Below are 18,629 nucleotides of genomic sequence, written 5' to 3'. Positions count from 1 at the left end.
GCACAGGGCGGCTGGGCTTCGCTATCTCCCTTAATCCTTGAGGATCAGTTCGATGACCGGGGTGACGACGTCAGGCTTGAGCACCGGCAGTTCCAGGGTCAAAATGCCATCCCCGACGGCGACGCCGATATTGGAGTCGACTTCGGCATCCGGGTCGAGCCAATGAAGCTCGCTGGCATCGTGCAGGAACTGTGCATATTTGACCTTGCGCCCCAGCCCTTCGATATGGATGTGGCGGAAGGGCCAGGTCTGTATATGCAGGTAGAGCCGATTGCCCTTCTGGGTGAAGCGGCATCCGTTTGGCGCCTTGTAGGTCGAAGGTCCTGCACCATAGATCGCGCGGCCGTTCAGCCGCAGCCATTCGCCATAGGTGTCGAGCGCCTTGATGGCGCGGGCGTCGAAGGTGCCGCGGCCGGTCGGACCGACATTCATCAGCAGATTGCCGCCGAGCGAGACCGTGTCGACCAGGATGTTGATGAGCTGGCCGGCATCCTTCCAGCTGGTCTCGTCGCGATAATAGCCCCAGGAGCCGCTGAAGGTGTGGCAAGCTTCCCATCGTACCGGCAGGCCCGCAACGGTCGGTGCGACGCGCGGCGTATATTGCTCCGGCGTGACGAGTTCGGGCATGTGATCCGCATCGCGCGGCAAGTCGAGGCGGTCGCCGACGATGATATCGGGTTGCAGCTGGCGCACCAGCTTCATCAGGTCGTCGCTCTCCCAATCGGCTCGGCCCTTGCCCGGCAGGCCCTTGTAGACGCGCTGTGGGTAGCTGAAATCGAACCAGATCACGTCGATCTTGCCAAAATTCGTCAGAAGCTCGGTCACTTGGTCGCGCATGTATTTGGCGTAACGCTTGACGTCGCGGCCCTCGTTGAGCTTGGCGGCGTCGGGATGGTTTCGCTGCGGGTGATGTCCGTCGATCGGGAAGTCGGGGTGGTGCCAGTCGAGCAGCGAATAATAGAAGCCGACCTTGAGCCCCTCGGCGCGAAGCGCTTCGACATAGGGGCCGATTAGGTCCTTGCCATAGGGTGTGTTGGTAACTTTGTAGTCGGTGACCTTGCTGTCCCACAGGCAGAAGCCTTCATGGTGCTTCGCGGTCAGAACGACATATTTCATGCCGGCTTCGCGAGCGCGGCGTGCCCATTCGCGGGCGTCGTAAAGGTCGGGGTCGAAATTGTCGAAATACTTCTGATAGGCCTCGGTGGTGAACTCTTCGCGGTTCTTCAGCCATTCGTGACGTGCGCCGAGGGCGTAAAGTCCGAAGTGGATGAACATGCCGAAGCGGTCGTGTCCAAACCATGCCTTGCCGTGGGCCACATTCTGGCCGCCACTGATCGCTGCGTCGCTCACACTATCCTCCCAAGTGTTAAGGCTTCATCGAACCGGTTCGATTTGATAATTGATCCACATGCCCAGTATGTCAAGCGCACTGTTGAAATCTCTTTCCGCATATTGCTTCATGGCCGGCGAATGTTAGATTTGTGACAAAGATTCATGGAAGGGAGTCCTTTCGATTGGAAGGTTTGAGGCGATAGAAACGGTTCGAAAAATTCATGGCCACCATTCGTGACGTCGCCAAACTCGCTGACGTATCCGTCTCGACGGTGTCGCTGGCCTTGAGCAATCCGGCGCGCGTTAGCCAGAAAACGCTGGAGAAAATCCGTCAGGCGATCGCCGCGGTCGGCTTCGTTGCCGATCCGCTTGCCCAGAGCTTGGCGCGTGGGCGCAGCCGCATGATCGGCTTCATCGTCGGAAATGTCGGCAACCCGTTTTTCGGGGATATCCGGCGCGAGCTGGAAAATTATGCGCTGGATCATCAGCACTTCGTCGTCGTCACCGATTCCTCGGGCAAAACGGATCGCGAGAGGGCCATGGTCGAGCATCTGATCGGCCTGAAGACCGCAGGCCTCGCACTTGCGCCGTCAGGCCATGATCGGGATTATATCGACTTCATTGCCGGCCTGAACCTGCCGATCGTCTGTTTCGACCAGAAGGTTGCCGGCATCGAGCGCGATTTCGTCGGCTCCGACAACTATCTGGCCGGGGCGATGCTGACGGAACATCTCCTGCAGCTCGGCCACAGGCGCATCGCCGTCATTACCGGCCCGAGCCATATGCATACCGCGATGGAGAGATATCGCGGCTTTGCCGATACGATGGCCAATGCCGGCGTGGACATCAATCCGAATTTCGTCGTCGACGGCCAGTTCACGCGCACAGCCGGCTATGAGGCTGCCATGCGTCTGCTGATCCAGCCCGAACGCCCCACTGCGATCCTCGGCACCAATAACGCCGTTGCGCTCTCGGCGCTGCAAGCCATGCAGGAGCTGGGCTTCCGCTGTCCCGAAGACATCTCGCTCGCCATGATCGACAATGTCCAATGGAGCTCCGTCATCACGCCACGCATCACCATGGTGGTCCAGGATACGCTGGCGCTCGGCGGCATCATCGCTAGACGCCTGATGCACCGCATCACCAATCCGCAAGGTGCGGTCGAGCCGCCGCAGGATTTCGTGCTGACGCCGAAATTCGTTCCGGGCAATTCCTGCCGGAGAATTTAAGGCTCCGTGCCCGCGGCGTAGCTGAGATTGATCACACCGAATGGCAAAGCACAGATTGCTGATCTAGTCTCGCGCAAGGTCCGGTTGCGATAATTTATGCGGGGCGAATATCGATGAACTGCGCTGTGGGGGCGATCTATGATTTCGACGTATCTCGGCTACGTGTCCGCGACAAAGGACATGGCATCGACGCTTGCACGCATCGCCAAACAGGCGACGGTCAAAAGCGACCAGCAATATTACGATGCGCATATCGGCAAGATTAAGAATGTCGATGAGTTTCTGAGCGACTACAAACTGTATAGCTATGCGGTGAAGGCCTATGGCCTCGAGGACATGACCTACGCCAAGGCCTTCATGAAAAAGGTCCTGACCAGCGATCTCAGCGACACGAGCAGCTTTGCAAACAAACTGACGGACAGCCGCTATCGTCAATTCGCTGCCGCTTTCAATTTCGGCGGCACGTCAAAAAATCAATCGGCTCAAAGCGATTCGCAGAAGAGCGATACGATCGGGCTCTATGAGCAATCCTTCGCCAATGAGACGGCCTTGGCCAAGAAGGAAAGCAAATTCTACGATAGCTGGATCGACAAGGTGTCGAACGTCGGCGATATCGTCAACAGCAGCAGGATGACGGACTATATCCTGCGGGCGCATGGTTTAAACCCGGATAATATCTCGAAGGCGTTCTTGAAGTCGGTTCTGACCAGCGATGTCAACGACCCTAACAGCTTCGTCAACACGGCGAGCAATTTTTCGACGGCATCGCTGCAGCCGACATACAAGCTGATCGCGTCGCAGTTCAGCTTCAATGCCGACGGAACGCTTTCCGGTGCGACTGCGCAGACGGCGGAGCAGAAGGAGGCCATGATCTCGCGGTATGACAGCATGGTCCCGAGCCTGTTGAGCCCGGCTGCGGCCACCAGCAATGACGATTACTATCGTCAGGCGATCACGAAGGTTCAGTCGCTCAGCGAGATCACCGGCGACAACAGGCTGTTTTCCTATATCAAGACGGCATTCAATCTCAATCCCAAGCTCACTCCGGTCCAGTTCAATCTTGCTTTCACGAACTCCGACTATGCTGCCGTGACCGGAATGGCGGATATGGTTTCGCACTTTCAGTTTGCGTCCGATGGTACGCTGCCGGCCGGTCAGCCGGCGCAGACGCAGCAAGCCATCGACGACATCTCGGCCAAATATTTGAACCAGGCGAAAGATGCGAAACAGAACCTGTTCGGCGATGCCGAAAAACACTACAAGACCGCGGTCGGCGAGATAAAGACGATCGCGGACTTCTTTGCCGCCAACGACACCAAGAACAAGAATCTTCCAACCGTGGAGGACATGGCGCTTCGCGCCTTTGGGATCGGCAAGAACGAGGTCTCCAGGGATCAGCTGCGCAAGATCCTGGAAAGCGATCCCTATGACAGCAAGAGCTATGTCAACTCGCTGAAAGACGACAGATTCGTCGAGCTTGCCAAGGCATTCAATTTTGATAGCAAAGGCAATCTGCGGGCGCCGGTCACGGCGCTGTCGCAAACCTCGATCAACAGCCTGATTTCCGCCTATTCGAAGTCGAAGACCTTCGGATTGACCGGCGAGATGCGAGACAAGGCGGTCAAGGATGCGAAGGACGCAGCGACCGAATTCAGCAAGTCGATCGCCAAGATCAAGACGGTCGACGAACTTCTGGCTGACAAGAAGCTGACGGAGTTTATCCTCGTTGCGAACAATATCGATCCCAAGTCGGTCGACAAGAATACCTTGAAGAAGGCTTTCACTGCGGATCCCGAGGATGCCAAGGGCTTTTTGAACACGCAGGCAGGCCAGCAGTTCAAGGCGATGGTGAACGTCTTCAATTTCGACGCCAAGGGAAATCTGACCACAGCCAAGATCGAGCAGGGGCAGAACAAGGGCGCACGTCTCGCCACTAACGATCTCTATCTTCATCAGACCCTGGAGACGGAGCAGGGGAGCTCCAACGAAGGCGTCCGCCTCGCTCTCTATTTCCAGCGCAAGGCGCCGCAGGTCAATTCCGTCTACGATATCATGTCGGATCCGGCGCTCTACAATGTGATCAAGACGACCTATTCGCTGCCCGCATCCATGTCGAACATGGATGTGACCCGCCAGGCGGCGATGCTTGAAAAGCTTTTCCCGATCAAGGACTTGCATGATGCCGGCAAGGTGAGCAACCTGCTCAAGCGCTTCTCGGCCGTCTATGATGCGGCAAATGGCGGGAATACGGCCTCTGCTGCATCCGCCATTCTGACGCGCGGGTCGGGGATTGGCATGAGCGCGGACCTGATGCTCTCGATTGCCCAGCTGAGATCGCGATAGCCTCTTCGTTTGCGATACTATTGATGCTGCAACACGCTCAGGCCCCCGTCCACGGTCAGGCAGGCGGCATTCATGAAGGGACACTCGTCCGAGACCATGAAGACTGCTGCCATGGCGATTTCGTGAGGCGTGGCGATGCGGCCGCCCGGATGCAGTTTCATCGTCTCGGTCTTGGCCTTTTCTGGATCGGGGAAACTGTTCCAGTAATCGATGGCCTTCTGCGTTGCGACATAGCCGGGCGCGAGCGCGTTCACGCGCACGTTCTTCGAGGCATATTCGATCCCCAGCGATTTGGTCATGCCAAGAAGCGCATGCTTGGCAAGCGGGTAGGGGAAGGTATGCGGAATGATCGTGAAGGCGTGGGTCGAGGCGATGTTGAGTATGACGCCACCGCCACGGGCGATCATCCCGGACAGCACGGACCGGCAGCAATTCCAGGCGCCTTTGAGATTGATGTCAAAGCAACGTTCCCAGTCCTCATCCGTCGTCTGCAACGGCTCGGCAAAGACGTTGATCCCGGCATTGTTGACGAGCGCATTGATGCCGCCGATTTCGCCGGATGCTCTGGCCACGGCTGCGCGCACGGCTTCGGCATCGGTGATGTCGGCGGCTTGATAGCCGAGATTGGCGCTATCTTCCTTCAGCCTATCCGCAGCCTGTTCCAGCAGAGCTTCGTCGCGATCGATCAGGAAGATGCTTGCATCTTCGGCCACGCATGCCTCGGCTATGGCCAGCCCGATCCCCTGCGCGGCTCCGGTAATGAAGATCCGTTTTCCCGAAAGGCGATTCGACATCCAGTATTCCTCTTTGTGCTGGGGCGGAAATCTCGCGGTCAGCCGGTCGCGGGCTACCGCGAATATTCCTGTGGCTGCAAGCGGATCGATCCTGCAAATGTCTCCCCGGGCTGCAGGATTTTCAAATCTCCGAGATCGGGAAGATTGTGACCGTTGGCAATGTGGGACATTGGCTCGAAGCAGAAATAGTCATGGCGAAAGGCCGGGTTGAAGTTTGTGTCGGGGACGAAGATGAAGGCGTGCCTGATCGACGTGTCGGCAGTCAGGCGCAGGCCTGCATGTCTCTCCGGCCAGACGATCTCCGCCTCACCGCTCCATCCCTCGAAGCCGTTGTTGACCCAGCGGCGGGGTAGGGGGGAAGGCGCGGAGAAATCGAGATCGGCCGGAATCTCGGTACGTTCTCCCGGAAGCCAGCCTTCCGTTTCTGTCCAAAATCGCTGCGCCGGCGCAAAGAGCGTCGCCTCAGGGGTCATCGGGAAGTATGGATGCCAGCCAAGCCCGAAGGGCAGCGCCTTCTTGCCGGTGTTCTCAACGCTCATGTGAAGCATCAGCCCTTCGGATGACAGAGCGATGATCTGCCTCGCTTCGTAATTGTAGGGCGTATCGCCCTCCCGATGATGAAAGCCGATCTGCAGTTCGTTGCTGCTGCGGGAGAGGATGGACCATTCAGCCTGCCAACCGTCGCCGTGAAGGTAATGAGGATCTGAGGCCGTGTTCGGCCTGAGCCGGTAGTCGCGCCCCTCGAACTCGAAGCGATTGTTTCGCACGCGGTTGCCGAAGGGAACGAGGGGATAGCAGGCGGAGGCGGACGCCTGCGCATCGTTCGGAGCGGGTCTCAATAGTGCAATTCTGCTGCCTTCCATCGTCCAGGCATAATCAAGCAATGTGCCGCCGAAGGTTGAAACGCGAGCCGAAAGCGAACCGTCCTGCAAATCGATAATGGTCATTAAACGGTTGCCTTCCCCTCACAACCAAGGCCGGTGCCGAACGGATGGCACCCTATATTTGCCTCATTCCATGTCAACATATATATATGATTTATTTTGGACTATCTCTGAGGTTTCTACCGTTAAATCTCGCGATTCCTCCATATGTGGTATTTCAAGCGGAGCTCCTCGCTACCGCTCAACGCTGCAATAACGCAAATAATCATACATAAATATTGACTGGTATGATGTTTTTTCATATTCAAGGTCGCGGGTCCTTAGGCTGCAAATGCAGCTTAATTGTTATACAAATAATTGACTCGTATTACAATATAACTTACGGAAATCGAGCGGTTCCCGGGAGATGGATGGGGATGCGCAAAACAAAGGGAGAGAGATCATGCGCTTTTTCAAAGCGGCAATCCTTGCAGGCACCTTTGCCGTTCTGGCGGCCGGCTCTGCTTTCGCGGAGGACGTCAAGATCGGCTTCATCGTGAAGCAGCCGGAAGAACCCTGGTTCCAGGATGAGTGGAAGTTTGCCGATCAGGCGGCCAAGGAGAAGGGCTTCACCCTCGTCAAGATCGGCGCCGAGGATGGCGAGAAGGTTCAGTCCGCGATCGACAATCTCGGCGCACAAGGTGCGCAGGGCTTCATCGTCTGCACGCCCGATGTCAAGCTCGGCCCCGGTATCGTTGCCAAAGCGGCTGCCAATCAGCTGAAGTTGATGACCGTCGACGACCGCCTGGTGAATGCCGAGGGCAAGCCGCTCGAAGATGTACCGCATATGGGCATTTCCGCAACGAAGATCGGCGAGACCGTGGGCCAGGCAATCGTCGACGAGATCAAGAAGCGCGGCTGGGACATGAAGAATGTCGGCGCGATCCGCGTGTCCTACGATCAGCTGCCGACCGCCGTCGACCGCGTCGAAGGCGCGATCTCGGTTCTGAAGGCGGCGGGTTTCCCGGCCGTGAATATCTACGACGCACCGCAGGCCAAGACCGATACGGAAGCAGCGCTCAACGCTGCGACAACGGTTCTCAACAAGCATGCCGATATCAAATACTGGGTCGCTTTCGGCCTCAACGACGAAGCCGTGCTCGGTGCCGTCCGTGCCTCGGAATCAGTCGGCATTCCCGCAACGAACATGATCGGCGTCGGCATCGGCGGCGCGGACTCGGCGATCAACGAGTTCAAGAAGCCCGCCGCGACCGGCTTCTTCGGAACTGTCATCATCTCGCCGAAGCGTCATGGCTATGAGACGGCGCTCAACATGTATGACTGGATCGCCAACAGCAAGGAGCCGCCGAAGCTGACGCTCACCTCCGGTTCCCTCGCATTGCGCGGCGACTATGAGAAGGTTCGCAAGGATCTCGGCATCGAATGATCATCCAGACAGGATGATGTCCGTCCGGCGGCCTCATAAGTGCCGCCGGACCTTCTCTCGATGGAGCAAGCATGGCTTTCCTTGAATTCAAGGGCATTTCCAAGGGCTATCCCGGTGTCCAGGCACTGTCCGATGTCTCTTTCGATGTCGAAAGAGGCGCCGTACACGGGCTGATGGGCGAAAACGGCGCCGGCAAATCGACGCTGATCCGGGTTCTCTCCGGCGATCAGGCGGCGGATAGCGGCAGCATCGTCATCGATGGCGTGGAGCAGCATTACAGCTCCGTACGTGACGCCTTTCATGCCGGCGTCATCGTCATCCATCAGGAACTGCAGCTGGTGCCGGAACTGACGGTTGCCGAAAACCTCTGGCTCGGCCGTTTTCCCGGCAAGGCCGGCGTGATCGACGGCAAGAGGCTGATCGAGACCGTTCGCACCAAGCTCAAGCAAATTGGCATCGATGTCGATCCCGCGGCAAAGGTGTCCTCGCTGTCGATCGGCGCGCGCCAGATGGTGGAGATCGCCAAGGCCGTCATGGTCGATGCGCGGGTGATCGCGCTCGATGAGCCGACCTCCTCGCTCTCGTCACGTGAAAGCGAAATCCTGTTTTCCTTGATCGACCGGTTGAGAGCCAACGGCACCGTCATCCTCTATGTCTCGCATCGCCTGGATGAGATCTTCCGGCTCTGCGACAGCCTCACCGTGCTGCGCGACGGCAAGCTCGCGGCGCATCATCCAAAGATCGCCGATACGACGCGCGAGCAGATCATTTCGCAGATGGTCGGCCGTGAGATCAGCAATATCTGGGGCTGGCGCGAACGTCCGCTCGGCGAGGTACGTCTCGAAGCCAAGGAGCTCTCGGGTTCGAAGCTGCGCAATCCCGCCAGCTTCTGGGTGCGCAGAGGCGAAATCCTCGGCTTTTTCGGTCTCATCGGCGCCGGAAGAAGCGAGTTGGCCCGCCTTCTCTATGGCGCCGATCATCGCCACCAGGGCAGCGTCTTGATCGACGGCGTTGCCGTTTCGCCCAATAATCCGAAGGCTGCCATCAGCGCCGGCATGGTTCTGTGCCCGGAAGACCGCAAGTTCGACGGTATCATTCAGGGGCGATCGATCGAGGAAAATATCGCCATTTCCTCGCGCCGGCATTTTTCGCCCTTCGGCATCCTCAATCCGAAGAAGGAAGCCTCGGTCGCCGATCAGTTCATCGCCAAGCTCAGGGTCCGTACGCCCTCGCGCAAGCAGGATATCGTCAATCTCTCGGGCGGCAACCAGCAGAAGGTCATTCTTGGCCGCTGGCTTTCGGAGCAGGGTGTCAAAGTTCTCGTCATCGACGAGCCGACGCGCGGCATCGATGTCGGCGCCAAGTCGGAAATCTATGAAATTCTCTACGAGCTTGCGGCAGGCGGTATGGCGATCGTCGTCATCTCCAGCGAGCTTCCCGAGGTCATGGGCATTTCCGATCGCATCATGGTCATGTGCCAGGGACGCGTCGCCGCCGATGTCGCTCGCGCCGATTTCGACGAACGGGCCATTCTGACTGCAGCCCTGCCCGACAAGAATGCCGCCGGCACGATCTAATTCAGGAATAGTAGTGATGAATTCGTTGAAAAAAATTCTCCTCGGCGAACAGGGCCTCGTGGTGATCTTCGCGATCGCCTTCGTGATCGTCTCGCTCTTTGTGCCGAGCTTCCTGACGGAGCGCAACATGCTCGGTCTGCTGCAGTCGGTGGTGACGATCGGCATCGTCGCGTGCACGATGATGTTCTGCCTGGCCTCGCGCGACTTCGATCTCTCGGTCGGCTCGACGGTCGCCTTTTCGGGCATGATCGCCGTCATGGTGTCGAACTCCACCGGCTCCATTCCGCTCGGCCTGCTCGCCGCACTGATCTGCGGCAGCGTCGTCGGCGTCGTCAATGGCGTCGTCATCGCCAAGTTCCGCATCAATGCGCTGATTACCACGCTTGCGACGATGCAGATCGTGCGTGGCCTCGCCTTGATCGCGTCTGATGGCCGCGCCGTCGGCATCAACGATCCGGCTTTTTACCAGCTGGCGCTGTCGCGCTTGCTGACGGTGCCGACGCCGATCTGGATCATGGTGCTGCTCTTCATCATCTTCGGCTTCACGCTCAACCGCACTGTTTTCGGCAAGAACACGCTTGCGATCGGTGGCAATCCCGAGGCATCGCGTCTTGCCGGCGTCAATGTCGTCAACATGCGGATCTGGATCTTTGCCTTGCAGGGTCTTGTCTGCGCCATTGCCGGCATTCTGCTTGCCTCGCGCATCACTTCGGGCCAGCCGAACGCGGCAACCGGGCTCGAGCTCTCCGTCATCTCGGCATGCGTGCTTGGCGGTGTGTCGCTTGCGGGCGGCCGCGCAGCGATGACCGGCGTGATCGTCGGTGTCCTCATCATGGGTATCGCCGAGAACGTCATGAACCTGCTCAATATCCAGGCCTTCTATCAATATCTCGTGCGCGGCTGCATTCTGCTGCTTGCCGTTCTGTTGGACAATCTGCGGTCGTCGGCGGCAGGGCGTGGCAGTCGCTTGTAACGGTCGGATTTCCCAGGAGAAGTTTGGGGAGAAGTTTGTCGGGCTTGCAGTTGCGCATTGATGCCGGGGCGTAGTGCCGCTCATGATCGCTGACGGGCCAGCGGAAGGGAGTGCTAGGGATGAGTACGCGTTTGGGGTCTTTACGGACGACGCAGGCCGGGGCCGCGCCCGAGCAGGGAAGGCGTACCGTGCGCGAGGAGCTGTTGAAGAAGCTCATCGGCCAGATCGTCTCCGGTGCTCTTGCCGAGGGCTCGATTCTTCCCAACGAGGCTGAGCTTTCGGAGGTTTACGGCGTCAGCCGCACCAGCTTGCGCGAAGCCATGCAATATTTGTCGGCGCTGGGGATGGTTCGCTCGCGCACTCGCGCCGGCACCACGGTCCTGCCACGAGAGAACTGGAACTATCTGGACCCGCTGGTTCTCGATGCGACCCTGGCACTCAGCAACGACCGCAGCTTCTACGATTCCCTGCTCGATGCGCGGCAAGTGCTGGAACCCGCCGCTGCCGCACAGGCGGCTGCCAATGCCACGGCCAAGCAGCTCGCACAGATTGCCGAGGCCTTCGAGGATATGGTCGCCGCCAATGCCCGCGACAACGAGGCATGGAGCCAGGCGGATCTGGAATTTCATACCGCCATCATCAATGCGAGCGGTAACTGGGTTTTCCGCCAGTTCGCTACTGCGATCCGCGCCGCTTTGCTCGCGAGTTTTCGCCTGACCAATCGGGCCAGCCAGTCGCATGATTACGCGATCGCGCGCCATCAGGATGTCCTAGATGCGATCCGCATGCGCCGGCCCGATGCAGCACGTTTTGCCATGGAACAGCTGATCGGAACGGCCAGAATGGAACTTAGCGACGCCCTGCGTGCTGCCAAGCCGAAGGACGGGTCGGAATAGGCCGGTTCGTCTGCGGCAAGGAAGTCTCGCTATCCGCTATGTCCGGCATGACGGAGCGCACTATATTGTTAACTCGGATATTAAACCTGGCCGGATGATTAAGCATGCGCGATGCCGACTTTCTCCGTCCAATAGTTCTCGCCTCATGAGTTGAAACGCAGCCGCTGTTGCAAGGCGGGGCTGCCTATGGAGGAGATTCGGAATGACGGAGGATGAAAAGGCAATCCGGAAAGTCGTGGAAACCTGGATCGCCGCGAGCAAGGCGGGCGATGCGGCAACCGTTTTAGGGCTGATGACTGATGATGTCGTCTTCATGGTGCCGGGCCGAGAGCCGTTTGGCAAGCAAGCCTTCGCCGCGGCCTCCAAGGGCAAGGACGGCGTGAAGATGGATGGCTCCAGCGAGATCGTCGAATTGCGGGTGCTCGGCGACTGGGCCTTCATTCGCAACCACATCGACATCACGATGACGTCGCCTGGTGCCGATGCCATCAATCAATCGGGTTACACACTCACGCTTCTGCGCAAGGAAGCCGATGGCCAGTGGCGCCTTGCGCGGGATGCGAACCTTCTGACCGTGCACAGCTGATCGTTGCAGCGTTCATCCGCGCCGTAGATCGCGGGATTTCCATCATGCAACTTCGAGCGCGGCTGCCAGATCGGCAATCAGATCGTCGGGATGTTCGATCCCGATCGACAGGCGGATCGTCGATTCCAGCACGCCGATGCGGTGGCGCACATCCACAGGCACGCCGGAATGCGTTGTCGTTGCCGGATGGGAAGCGAGTGATTCCGTGCCGCCGAGGCTGACGGCGAGCTTGAAGATCTGCAGCGCGTTCAGGAATTTGAACGATGCCGGCTGGCCACCCTTGATGTCGAAGGAGAAGGTGGAGCCCGCACCGCTGCACTGGGCGGCGAAGGTACGGCCCGTTGCCGAGGACGGATCCGTGTAGGGCAGGTAATGGATCTGCTCGACCTTCGGATGATCCCGCAGGAAATCGGCGACCGCCAGGGCGTTGCTGTTTGCCCGCTCCATGCGGATCTGCAGCGTTTCCAGCGACCGGCCGAGCATCCAGCAGGAATGCGGATCGAGCTGAGTGCCGATCGCTCCGCGCAGCGCCTTCACCTGTTTGATGACGGCTTTTGAGCCGAGGGCGGCGCCCGCGATCAGATCGGAATGGCCGCCGACATATTTGGTCAGCGAATAGAGGGAGATATCGGCCCCGTGCTCGATCGGCCGCTGAAAGACCGGGCCGAGCAGCGTGTTGTCGCAGGCGATGATCGGCGTGTGTCCTTGCCTCTTGCCGATCGCATCGGCAATGCGGCGGATCATGGCGATATCGACGAGGCTGTTCGTGGGGTTGGCAGGCGTTTCCACGAGAATGACCGAGACACGGCCTTTGGCCATGGCCTCCTCGGCTGCTGCCCTCACCGAGTTTTCGTTGACGCCATCGGCGAAGCCGACGGCGGCTACTCCGAGATTGAGGAATGTCTTGGCGACCAGCGTTTCCGTGCCGCCATAGAGCGGCTGCGAATGCAGGATCGCATCGCCCGGTCGCGCGAAGGTGAGAAGGGTTGTCGCGATGGCCGACATGCCGGAGGAAAACAGCGCGCTGCTTTCCGCCTTTTCGTAGACAGCAAGGCGATCCTCGACGATTTCGCTGTTCGGGTGGTTGAAGCGTGAATAGACGAGACCCACCCCCGTGCCCGCCGGCGGCTCGGTGCGGCCGGAGATGTAATTGAAGAAATCGCGCCCGTCCTCTGCCGATTTGAAGACGAAGGTCGAGGTCAGGAAAACAGGCGGTTTGACCGCGCCCTCGGAGAGCTCAGGGTCATAGCCGTAATTCAGCATCTGTGTTTCGGGATGGAGGGGGTGGTTGCCGATATGCGTTTTGGACGGATGCGGCGCAGTCATGACGGTCTCCTCGGCCGATGATGTGAATTTTAGACTCACATTATACATCACTTAGGATGCCGGCTCGCAATTCGTCATCATCTGCGATGCGGTTTCGGTACTGGCCCAATATAGGTTGGACTATCCAACTAGCGCATGACTATCCGGAATACGACAGAAAGGTCGCTATATCCGTGAGTGGCGCTCGCCGTGACGCCCTACCACCCCAATTTTCGAGAGCTTCCGGCTTCGCTGTAGCGGTCATGCAGAAATGGGGCGTTTCTTAATCGACCAGTCCTAACCGATGAGCAGGCTCGGAGGCGAAATGCATGAAGAAAACCAATGAGGTTTACATTTGAAATCGGGCGTTCGAAAATTTGTGTTTCGTGATCTTCAGAAAATCGATGGTTATATCGATCCGCCAGATGCGCTTGTCTTTCTGTCGTTGATCGAAAAGCAAAGACAGGAGAAACTTTACGGCGGCCTCGCCGAAATCGGGGTCTATTACGGGCGGTCGTATTTTTTGCTGCGCAAGATCAGTGCACCCGACGACAATGTGCTTGCAATCGACCTTTTCGACATAGAAGCGGATGGTGCGCAATATCAACGCTTTCTCGACAACGGAAGATCCCTCGGCATCCCCGTTGATGAGGACCTTGTCATAACAGGCGATAGCACTGGGCTCGATCCGCAGGCCATCATCGATAGGGTTGGGCAGGTTCGCTTTTTCAGTATCGATGGAGGACATTTGCTTCGCCACATCGTTGCCGACAGCCGGTTGGCGAAGAGCGTACTGGCCGATCACGGCATCATCGCCTTCGACGATACGTTCAATCCGGCCTGGCCGGAGGTCACGGTCGGCGTTTCGGATTTTCTGCGCAGAAACAGCGATACCTTTGCCGCCTTCTGCATGACGAAGTATAAGACCTACGTCTGCCGGCGGGATTTTCATGAGTTCTATCGAGCCGCGCTTGGCAGGGCACGACATCTCCTGCCGTTCGAGCATGCCGAGATGGATTTTCTTGGCTCGAAAGTCCTCAGGCTGCACGATCCTATCAACCGGAGGGTTGCCTATGAGCTCTTGCGGCGGCTGGGCTTGGGCGCCATATCCGAATGGGCCTATCGCTCAGCCTGACCTTGAGCCGGCCCGGCTTGCCGGTTGGCGGAATTAGCGCGATTTCGTTTTTCAAGTAATTCGAGGGGCCTGCCGGAGGCGGACCCCTCATCGGTCCCTGATCAGTAGATTTCGGGCACATACATCTCCGGCGGGACCGGCGTACGGTGATAGTCTGCATTGCGCATGCGTTCCGGCAGCACGATTTCCGGCTTCGGTACGCTTTCGTAGGGGATCTGGCCCAGAAGATGGGCGATGCAGTTGAGGCGCGCCTTCTTCTTGTCGACGGCATGGACGACCCACCACGGCGCTTCCGGAATATGGGTGCGCTCCAACATCTCTTCCTTGGCCTTGGTGTATTCTTCCCAATGCACGCGGCTCTGCAGATCCATCGGTGAAAGCTTCCACTGCTTCAGCGGGTCCTGAATGCGCATGTTGAAGCGGAATTCCTGCTCCTCGTCGGTGATCGAGAACCAGTATTTCAGAAGAATGATGCCGGAGCGAACCAGCATGCGCTCGAAATCCGGCACGGAGCGGAAGAACTCTTCCAGCTCCTCAGGCGAGCAGAAGCCCATGACGCGTTCGACACCGGCGCGGTTATACCAGCTGCGATCGAACAGCACCATTTCGCCTGCCGTCGGCAGGTGGGCGGCATAGCGTTGGAAATACCACTGGTGCCGCTCGCGTTCGGTCGGAGCGGGGAGTGCGACCACGCGGCAGACGCGCGGGTTGAGGCGCTGGGTGACACGCTTGATGGCGCCGCCCTTGCCGGCGGAATCGCGGCCCTCGAACAGCACGACGACCTTGAGTTTCTTGTATTGCACCCAATCCTGCAGGCGCACGAGCTCATGCTGGAGGCGGAAAAGCTCGCGGAAATAGACCCGCCGGTCAAGCGTCGCCTCGCTCTCGCTGATGAGGCCTTCGGCGACCAGCTCGTCGAGCCGATCCTCTTCGAGCTGCATCTCCAGCTCTTCGTCGAAGCTGTCGACGATCTCATCCTTGATGCGGCTGAGCGGGTCCTGGTTCTCTTCGGTCATTGTGTGCCTCCTGCGCTATTTTCATCTTGTCTCCGCAATCCTGGGGCTGCAGAGAGCCGGCACCCGGCTCAAGCATGTGCCGGCCGTGGCTTCGGTATTATTCGGCAGTCCAGCCGCCGTCGACGGAAAGCGTCGTGCCGGTAATCTGCTTGGCGGCATCGCCGCAGAGAAAGACAGCAATGGCAGCCACTTCGTCGACGGTCACGAATTCCTTCGTCGGCTGGGCGGCCAAAAGCACGTCATGCTTGACCTGCTCTTCGGTCATGTTGCGTGCCTTCATGGTCTCGGGGATCTGCTTCTCGACGAGCGGCGTCCAGACATAGCCGGGCGCGATGGAGTTGACAGTCACGCCATTCTGAGCGGCCTCGAGAGCGATGGTCTTGGTGAGGCCGGTAATGCCGTGCTTGGCCGAGACATAGGCAGACTTGAAAGGCGAGGCGACGAGGGCATGCGCCGAGGACGTATTGATGATGCGGCCCCATTTGCGTGCCTTCATGCCGGGGATGGCGGCCTTGATGGCGTAGAAGGCGGCAAGCAGATTGATGCGGATGATCGCTTCCCACTTGTCGTCGGGAAACTCTTCGATCGGAGCCACGAACTGGATACCGGCATTGTTGACGAGAATATCGAGGCTACCGAAGGCTTCCTCGGCTTCACGCACCATGGATGTCACTTCTTCGCCATTCATCATGTTGGCGGCGGAGTAGCGGCACTTCACGCCGAAATCGGCTTCGATGCCAGCGCGTTCCTTTTCGATCGCATCGGCATCGCCAAGGCCGTTGATCGTCACATTCGCGCCCTCGGCGGCAAAGGCGCGGGCGATCGCAAGCCCGATACCGCTCGTCGAACCGGTGACCAGCGCATTCTTCGAAGTCAACGAACCCATGATGCAACTCCTGCAATGTCTATGACATGGTTGAGTAAATGAAAAAGGCTGAGATGAGCGCACACTGCCAGCCTCGTATGTCGCTTTGATAACAGTGCGGTTTCGCCTCTCGCCGCAACCCTTCGACAGCTGACACTTCACTGTCATGCAACCGTGCAAGTTTTCGCTCCGGTACCGGCGATTTCCTCCAACGACGGAATATACGATGAAGGTCGAAGACATTCTCAAGCATGCCTATGCGATGCCGCTGACCAACCCCTCCTATCCTCCAGGACCCTATCGGTTCTTCGATCGCGAATATATCATCATCACCTACCGGACCTCGCGCGAGGCGCTTGAGGCCGTCGTGCCCGCGCCGCTCGAAATCGACGAGCCGCTGGTGAAATACGAATTCATCCGCATGCCGGATTCCACCGGCTTCGGCGATTATACCGAGACCGGGCAGGTCATCCCGGTTACCTATCGCGGGCAGAAGGGCGGCTATGTTCACTCCATGTATCTCGACGACGATGCGCCGATCACCGGTGGCCGCGAGATCTGGGGCTTTCCGAAGAAGCTCGCCAATCCGAAGATCGTCAACGAGGGCGAGGTCATCGTCGGCACGCTGCATTACGGTAGTGTCCTCTGTGCTACGGGGACGATGGGCTACAAGCACAAGCCGGTCGACCAGGGACCGCTTTTGTCCGCTCTCTCGGAGCCGAATTTCCTGATCAAGATCGTGCCGCATGTCGACGCCACCCCGCGCATCTGCGAGCTGGTGCGTTACTATCTGACCGATATCACCATCAAGGAAGCCTGGACTTCGCCTGCCGCCCTCGATCTCAGGCCGCATGTCATGGCCGATGTCGCGCGGCTGCCTGTGCTGGAAGTGGTTTCCGCGGTTCATTTCACCGCCGATCTGACGCTCGGCCTCGGCGAAGTCGTTCACGACTATCTCGCCGAGCGCAGATAGCCGCATCCTATTTTCATTTCATGCTGGAGACGGACCGTGCTTGAACGAAACACCAAGGCCGCAGCCCCGACCATTTCGGAAATTGCCGCTCAATATGATCGCGTCGCCCTGGTATTCCAGGGCGGCGGCGCGCTCGGCGCCTATCAGGCCGGCGTCTACGAGGCGCTTGCCGAAGCGGGATGCGAGCCGACCTGGCTTTCGGGCGTCTCGATCGGCGCGGTCAATGCCGCGATCATCGCCGGCAACGAGCCGGGCCGGCGCCTTCAGCGTCTGGAGCAATTCTGGCAGATCATCTCCGGCCGCAAGATCTGGGCCTATACGCCCGAAGGCGATTTCTTCCGCGATATCCGCAACCGCACCAGCTCGTGGATGACGATGACCATGGGCCAGCCCGGCTTCTTCAAGCCGCGCTTTCCCAATCCCTGGCTGGAGCTGCCGGGTGCGGAAGGTGCCACCAGCTTCTATGACTCGGCAGAGCTCAAGAAGACGCTGGAAATGCTGATCGATTTCGACGTGCTGAACGATGGCAAGAAGCGCTTCAGCGTCGGTGCGGTGAATGTCCGCACCGGCAACTTCGTCTATTTCGACACCGACAATATCCGTATCGGTCCCGAGCACATCATGGCGAGCGGCGCCCTGCCGCCGGCACTCCCGTCCATCCGTATCGAGGGCGAATATTACTGGGACGGCGGCATCGTCTCCAACACGCCGCTGCAATATCTGCTCGATCAGGAAGAGGATCGCAGCTCGCTGGTGTTCCAGGTGGATCTGTTCAGCGCCCGCGGCGTCCTGCCGCGCAGCATGCCCGACGTGCTGTCGCGTCATAAGGACATCATGTATTCCAGCCGCACCCGGCAGAATACCGACAATTTCAAGCGAATTCACGGGCTGAAGATGAAGCTCCTGGGTGCGTTGAAGCGTGTTCCGAAGGATCAGCTGACACCGGAAGAAGAAGAGCTGATTGCCGATTATTCCGATGCCGGCGTCGTCAACATCGTGCATCTGATCTATCAGCACAAGAATTACGAAGGTCACGCCAAGGACTATGAGTTCTCCGGCACGTCGATGCGCGAGCATTGGGACATGGGCCTCGAAGATACCAAGCGGACGCTGCGCCATACCGACTGGCTGCTGCCACCCTTCAGCGACGATGCCGTCGCCATTCACGATCTTCACAGGGAAGATCCGGCCTGAGCCGATAGTTGCCCTTCGGCCCGACTTTAGCGATGATCAGGCTGGAACGAGCTGCGCTTAGCTCCGGCTGATTTCATGGTTCCGACAAAACCCCTATCTTT

The 18,629-nt window shown here is 58.7% G+C and carries 16 protein-coding genes; 10 read left to right on the top strand and 6 right to left on the bottom strand.

Translation table 11 applies throughout. The features are described 5' to 3' along the window. Positions 1 to 30: 30 nt before the first annotated feature. Entirely contained in the window at positions 31 to 1,350 is a 1,320-nt protein-coding gene (locus tag PH562_RS17410) for an alpha-L-fucosidase (protein WP_285174341.1), read from the bottom strand. Between the two features lie 203 nt (positions 1,351 to 1,553). Here PH562_RS17410 and PH562_RS17405 point away from each other — a divergent pair, with 203 nt between their 5' ends. Together PH562_RS17405 and PH562_RS17400 are read left to right on the top strand one after the other, a co-directional pair. Then, on the top strand, positions 1,554 to 2,561 hold the full coding sequence (locus tag PH562_RS17405) for a LacI family DNA-binding transcriptional regulator (protein WP_285174340.1): 1,008 nt from the start codon (positions 1,554 to 1,556) through the stop codon (positions 2,559 to 2,561). A 138-nt stretch (positions 2,562 to 2,699) separates the two neighbouring features. Next, on the top strand, positions 2,700 to 4,904 hold the full coding sequence (locus PH562_RS17400) for a DUF1217 domain-containing protein (RefSeq protein WP_285174339.1): 2,205 nt from the start codon (positions 2,700 to 2,702) through the stop codon (positions 4,902 to 4,904). A gap of 17 nt (positions 4,905 to 4,921) precedes the next feature. Here PH562_RS17400 and PH562_RS17395 read toward each other — a convergent pair whose 3' ends face one another. Both PH562_RS17395 and PH562_RS17390 read right to left on the bottom strand, forming a co-directional pair. Next, complete coding sequence (locus tag PH562_RS17395) at positions 4,922 to 5,698, bottom strand: SDR family oxidoreductase (RefSeq protein WP_285174338.1); 777 nt, start codon at positions 5,696 to 5,698, stop codon at positions 4,922 to 4,924. Positions 5,699 to 5,751: 53 nt separating this feature from the next. Then, on the bottom strand, positions 5,752 to 6,645 hold the full coding sequence (locus PH562_RS17390; protein ID WP_285174337.1) for an aldose 1-epimerase: 894 nt from the start codon (positions 6,643 to 6,645) through the stop codon (positions 5,752 to 5,754). Between the two features lie 379 nt (positions 6,646 to 7,024). Here PH562_RS17390 and PH562_RS17385 point away from each other — a divergent pair, with 379 nt between their 5' ends. The 5 genes from PH562_RS17385 (at position 7,025) to PH562_RS17365 (ending at position 12,040) form a co-directional block, all read left to right on the top strand. Further along, positions 7,025 to 8,008, top strand: coding sequence for an arabinose ABC transporter substrate-binding protein (locus PH562_RS17385; RefSeq protein WP_285174336.1), 984 nt, complete (start codon positions 7,025 to 7,027; stop codon positions 8,006 to 8,008). A 71-nt stretch (positions 8,009 to 8,079) separates the two neighbouring features. After that, the gene (araG, locus tag PH562_RS17380) at positions 8,080 to 9,585 is read left to right on the top strand and encodes an L-arabinose ABC transporter ATP-binding protein AraG (RefSeq protein WP_285174335.1); all 1,506 of its coding nucleotides are present in this window, start codon (positions 8,080 to 8,082) and stop codon (positions 9,583 to 9,585) included. A 16-nt stretch (positions 9,586 to 9,601) separates the two neighbouring features. Beyond that, complete coding sequence (gene araH / locus PH562_RS17375) at positions 9,602 to 10,558, top strand: L-arabinose ABC transporter permease AraH (RefSeq protein ID WP_285174334.1); 957 nt, start codon at positions 9,602 to 9,604, stop codon at positions 10,556 to 10,558. 119 nt (positions 10,559 to 10,677) lie between these two features. Then, the gene (locus tag PH562_RS17370) at positions 10,678 to 11,454 is read left to right on the top strand and encodes a FadR/GntR family transcriptional regulator (protein ID WP_113228449.1); all 777 of its coding nucleotides are present in this window, start codon (positions 10,678 to 10,680) and stop codon (positions 11,452 to 11,454) included. A 202-nt stretch (positions 11,455 to 11,656) separates the two neighbouring features. Continuing rightward, positions 11,657 to 12,040 carry a YybH family protein gene (locus tag PH562_RS17365; RefSeq protein ID WP_285174333.1) on the top strand — a complete coding sequence of 128 codons (384 nt, stop codon included), beginning with the start codon at positions 11,657 to 11,659 and terminating at the stop codon, positions 12,038 to 12,040. A gap of 42 nt (positions 12,041 to 12,082) precedes the next feature. Here the strand turns inward: PH562_RS17365 and PH562_RS17360 are convergent, their stop codons facing one another. After that, on the bottom strand, positions 12,083 to 13,366 hold the full coding sequence (locus PH562_RS17360) for a cystathionine gamma-synthase family protein (RefSeq protein WP_285174332.1): 1,284 nt from the start codon (positions 13,364 to 13,366) through the stop codon (positions 12,083 to 12,085). Positions 13,367 to 13,700: 334 nt separating this feature from the next. On the opposite strand from PH562_RS17360, the gene PH562_RS17355 reads away from it, so the two are divergent. Beyond that, positions 13,701 to 14,480 carry a class I SAM-dependent methyltransferase gene (locus PH562_RS17355; protein WP_112608611.1) on the top strand — a complete coding sequence of 260 codons (780 nt, stop codon included), beginning with the start codon at positions 13,701 to 13,703 and terminating at the stop codon, positions 14,478 to 14,480. 101 nt (positions 14,481 to 14,581) lie between these two features. Here the strand turns inward: PH562_RS17355 and ppk2 are convergent, their stop codons facing one another. Further along, positions 14,582 to 15,496, bottom strand: coding sequence for a polyphosphate kinase 2 (ppk2, locus tag PH562_RS17350; RefSeq protein ID WP_113228446.1), 915 nt, complete (start codon positions 15,494 to 15,496; stop codon positions 14,582 to 14,584). A 97-nt stretch (positions 15,497 to 15,593) separates the two neighbouring features. Then, complete coding sequence (locus tag PH562_RS17345) at positions 15,594 to 16,382, bottom strand: 3-hydroxybutyrate dehydrogenase (RefSeq protein WP_113228445.1); 789 nt, start codon at positions 16,380 to 16,382, stop codon at positions 15,594 to 15,596. A gap of 205 nt (positions 16,383 to 16,587) precedes the next feature. Here PH562_RS17345 and PH562_RS17340 point away from each other — a divergent pair, with 205 nt between their 5' ends. Beyond that, the gene (locus PH562_RS17340; RefSeq protein WP_285174331.1) at positions 16,588 to 17,334 is read left to right on the top strand and encodes an acetoacetate decarboxylase; all 747 of its coding nucleotides are present in this window, start codon (positions 16,588 to 16,590) and stop codon (positions 17,332 to 17,334) included. Positions 17,335 to 17,370: 36 nt separating this feature from the next. After that, positions 17,371 to 18,528, top strand: coding sequence for a DUF3734 domain-containing protein (locus PH562_RS17335; protein WP_285174330.1), 1,158 nt, complete (start codon positions 17,371 to 17,373; stop codon positions 18,526 to 18,528). The last annotated feature ends 101 nt before the right edge of the window (positions 18,529 to 18,629 follow it).

The organism is Rhizobium centroccidentale (genome assembly GCF_030182565.1).
Classification (GTDB): domain Bacteria; phylum Pseudomonadota; class Alphaproteobacteria; order Rhizobiales; family Rhizobiaceae; genus Rhizobium.
This window is presented reverse-complemented; position numbering and strand designations above follow the sequence as displayed.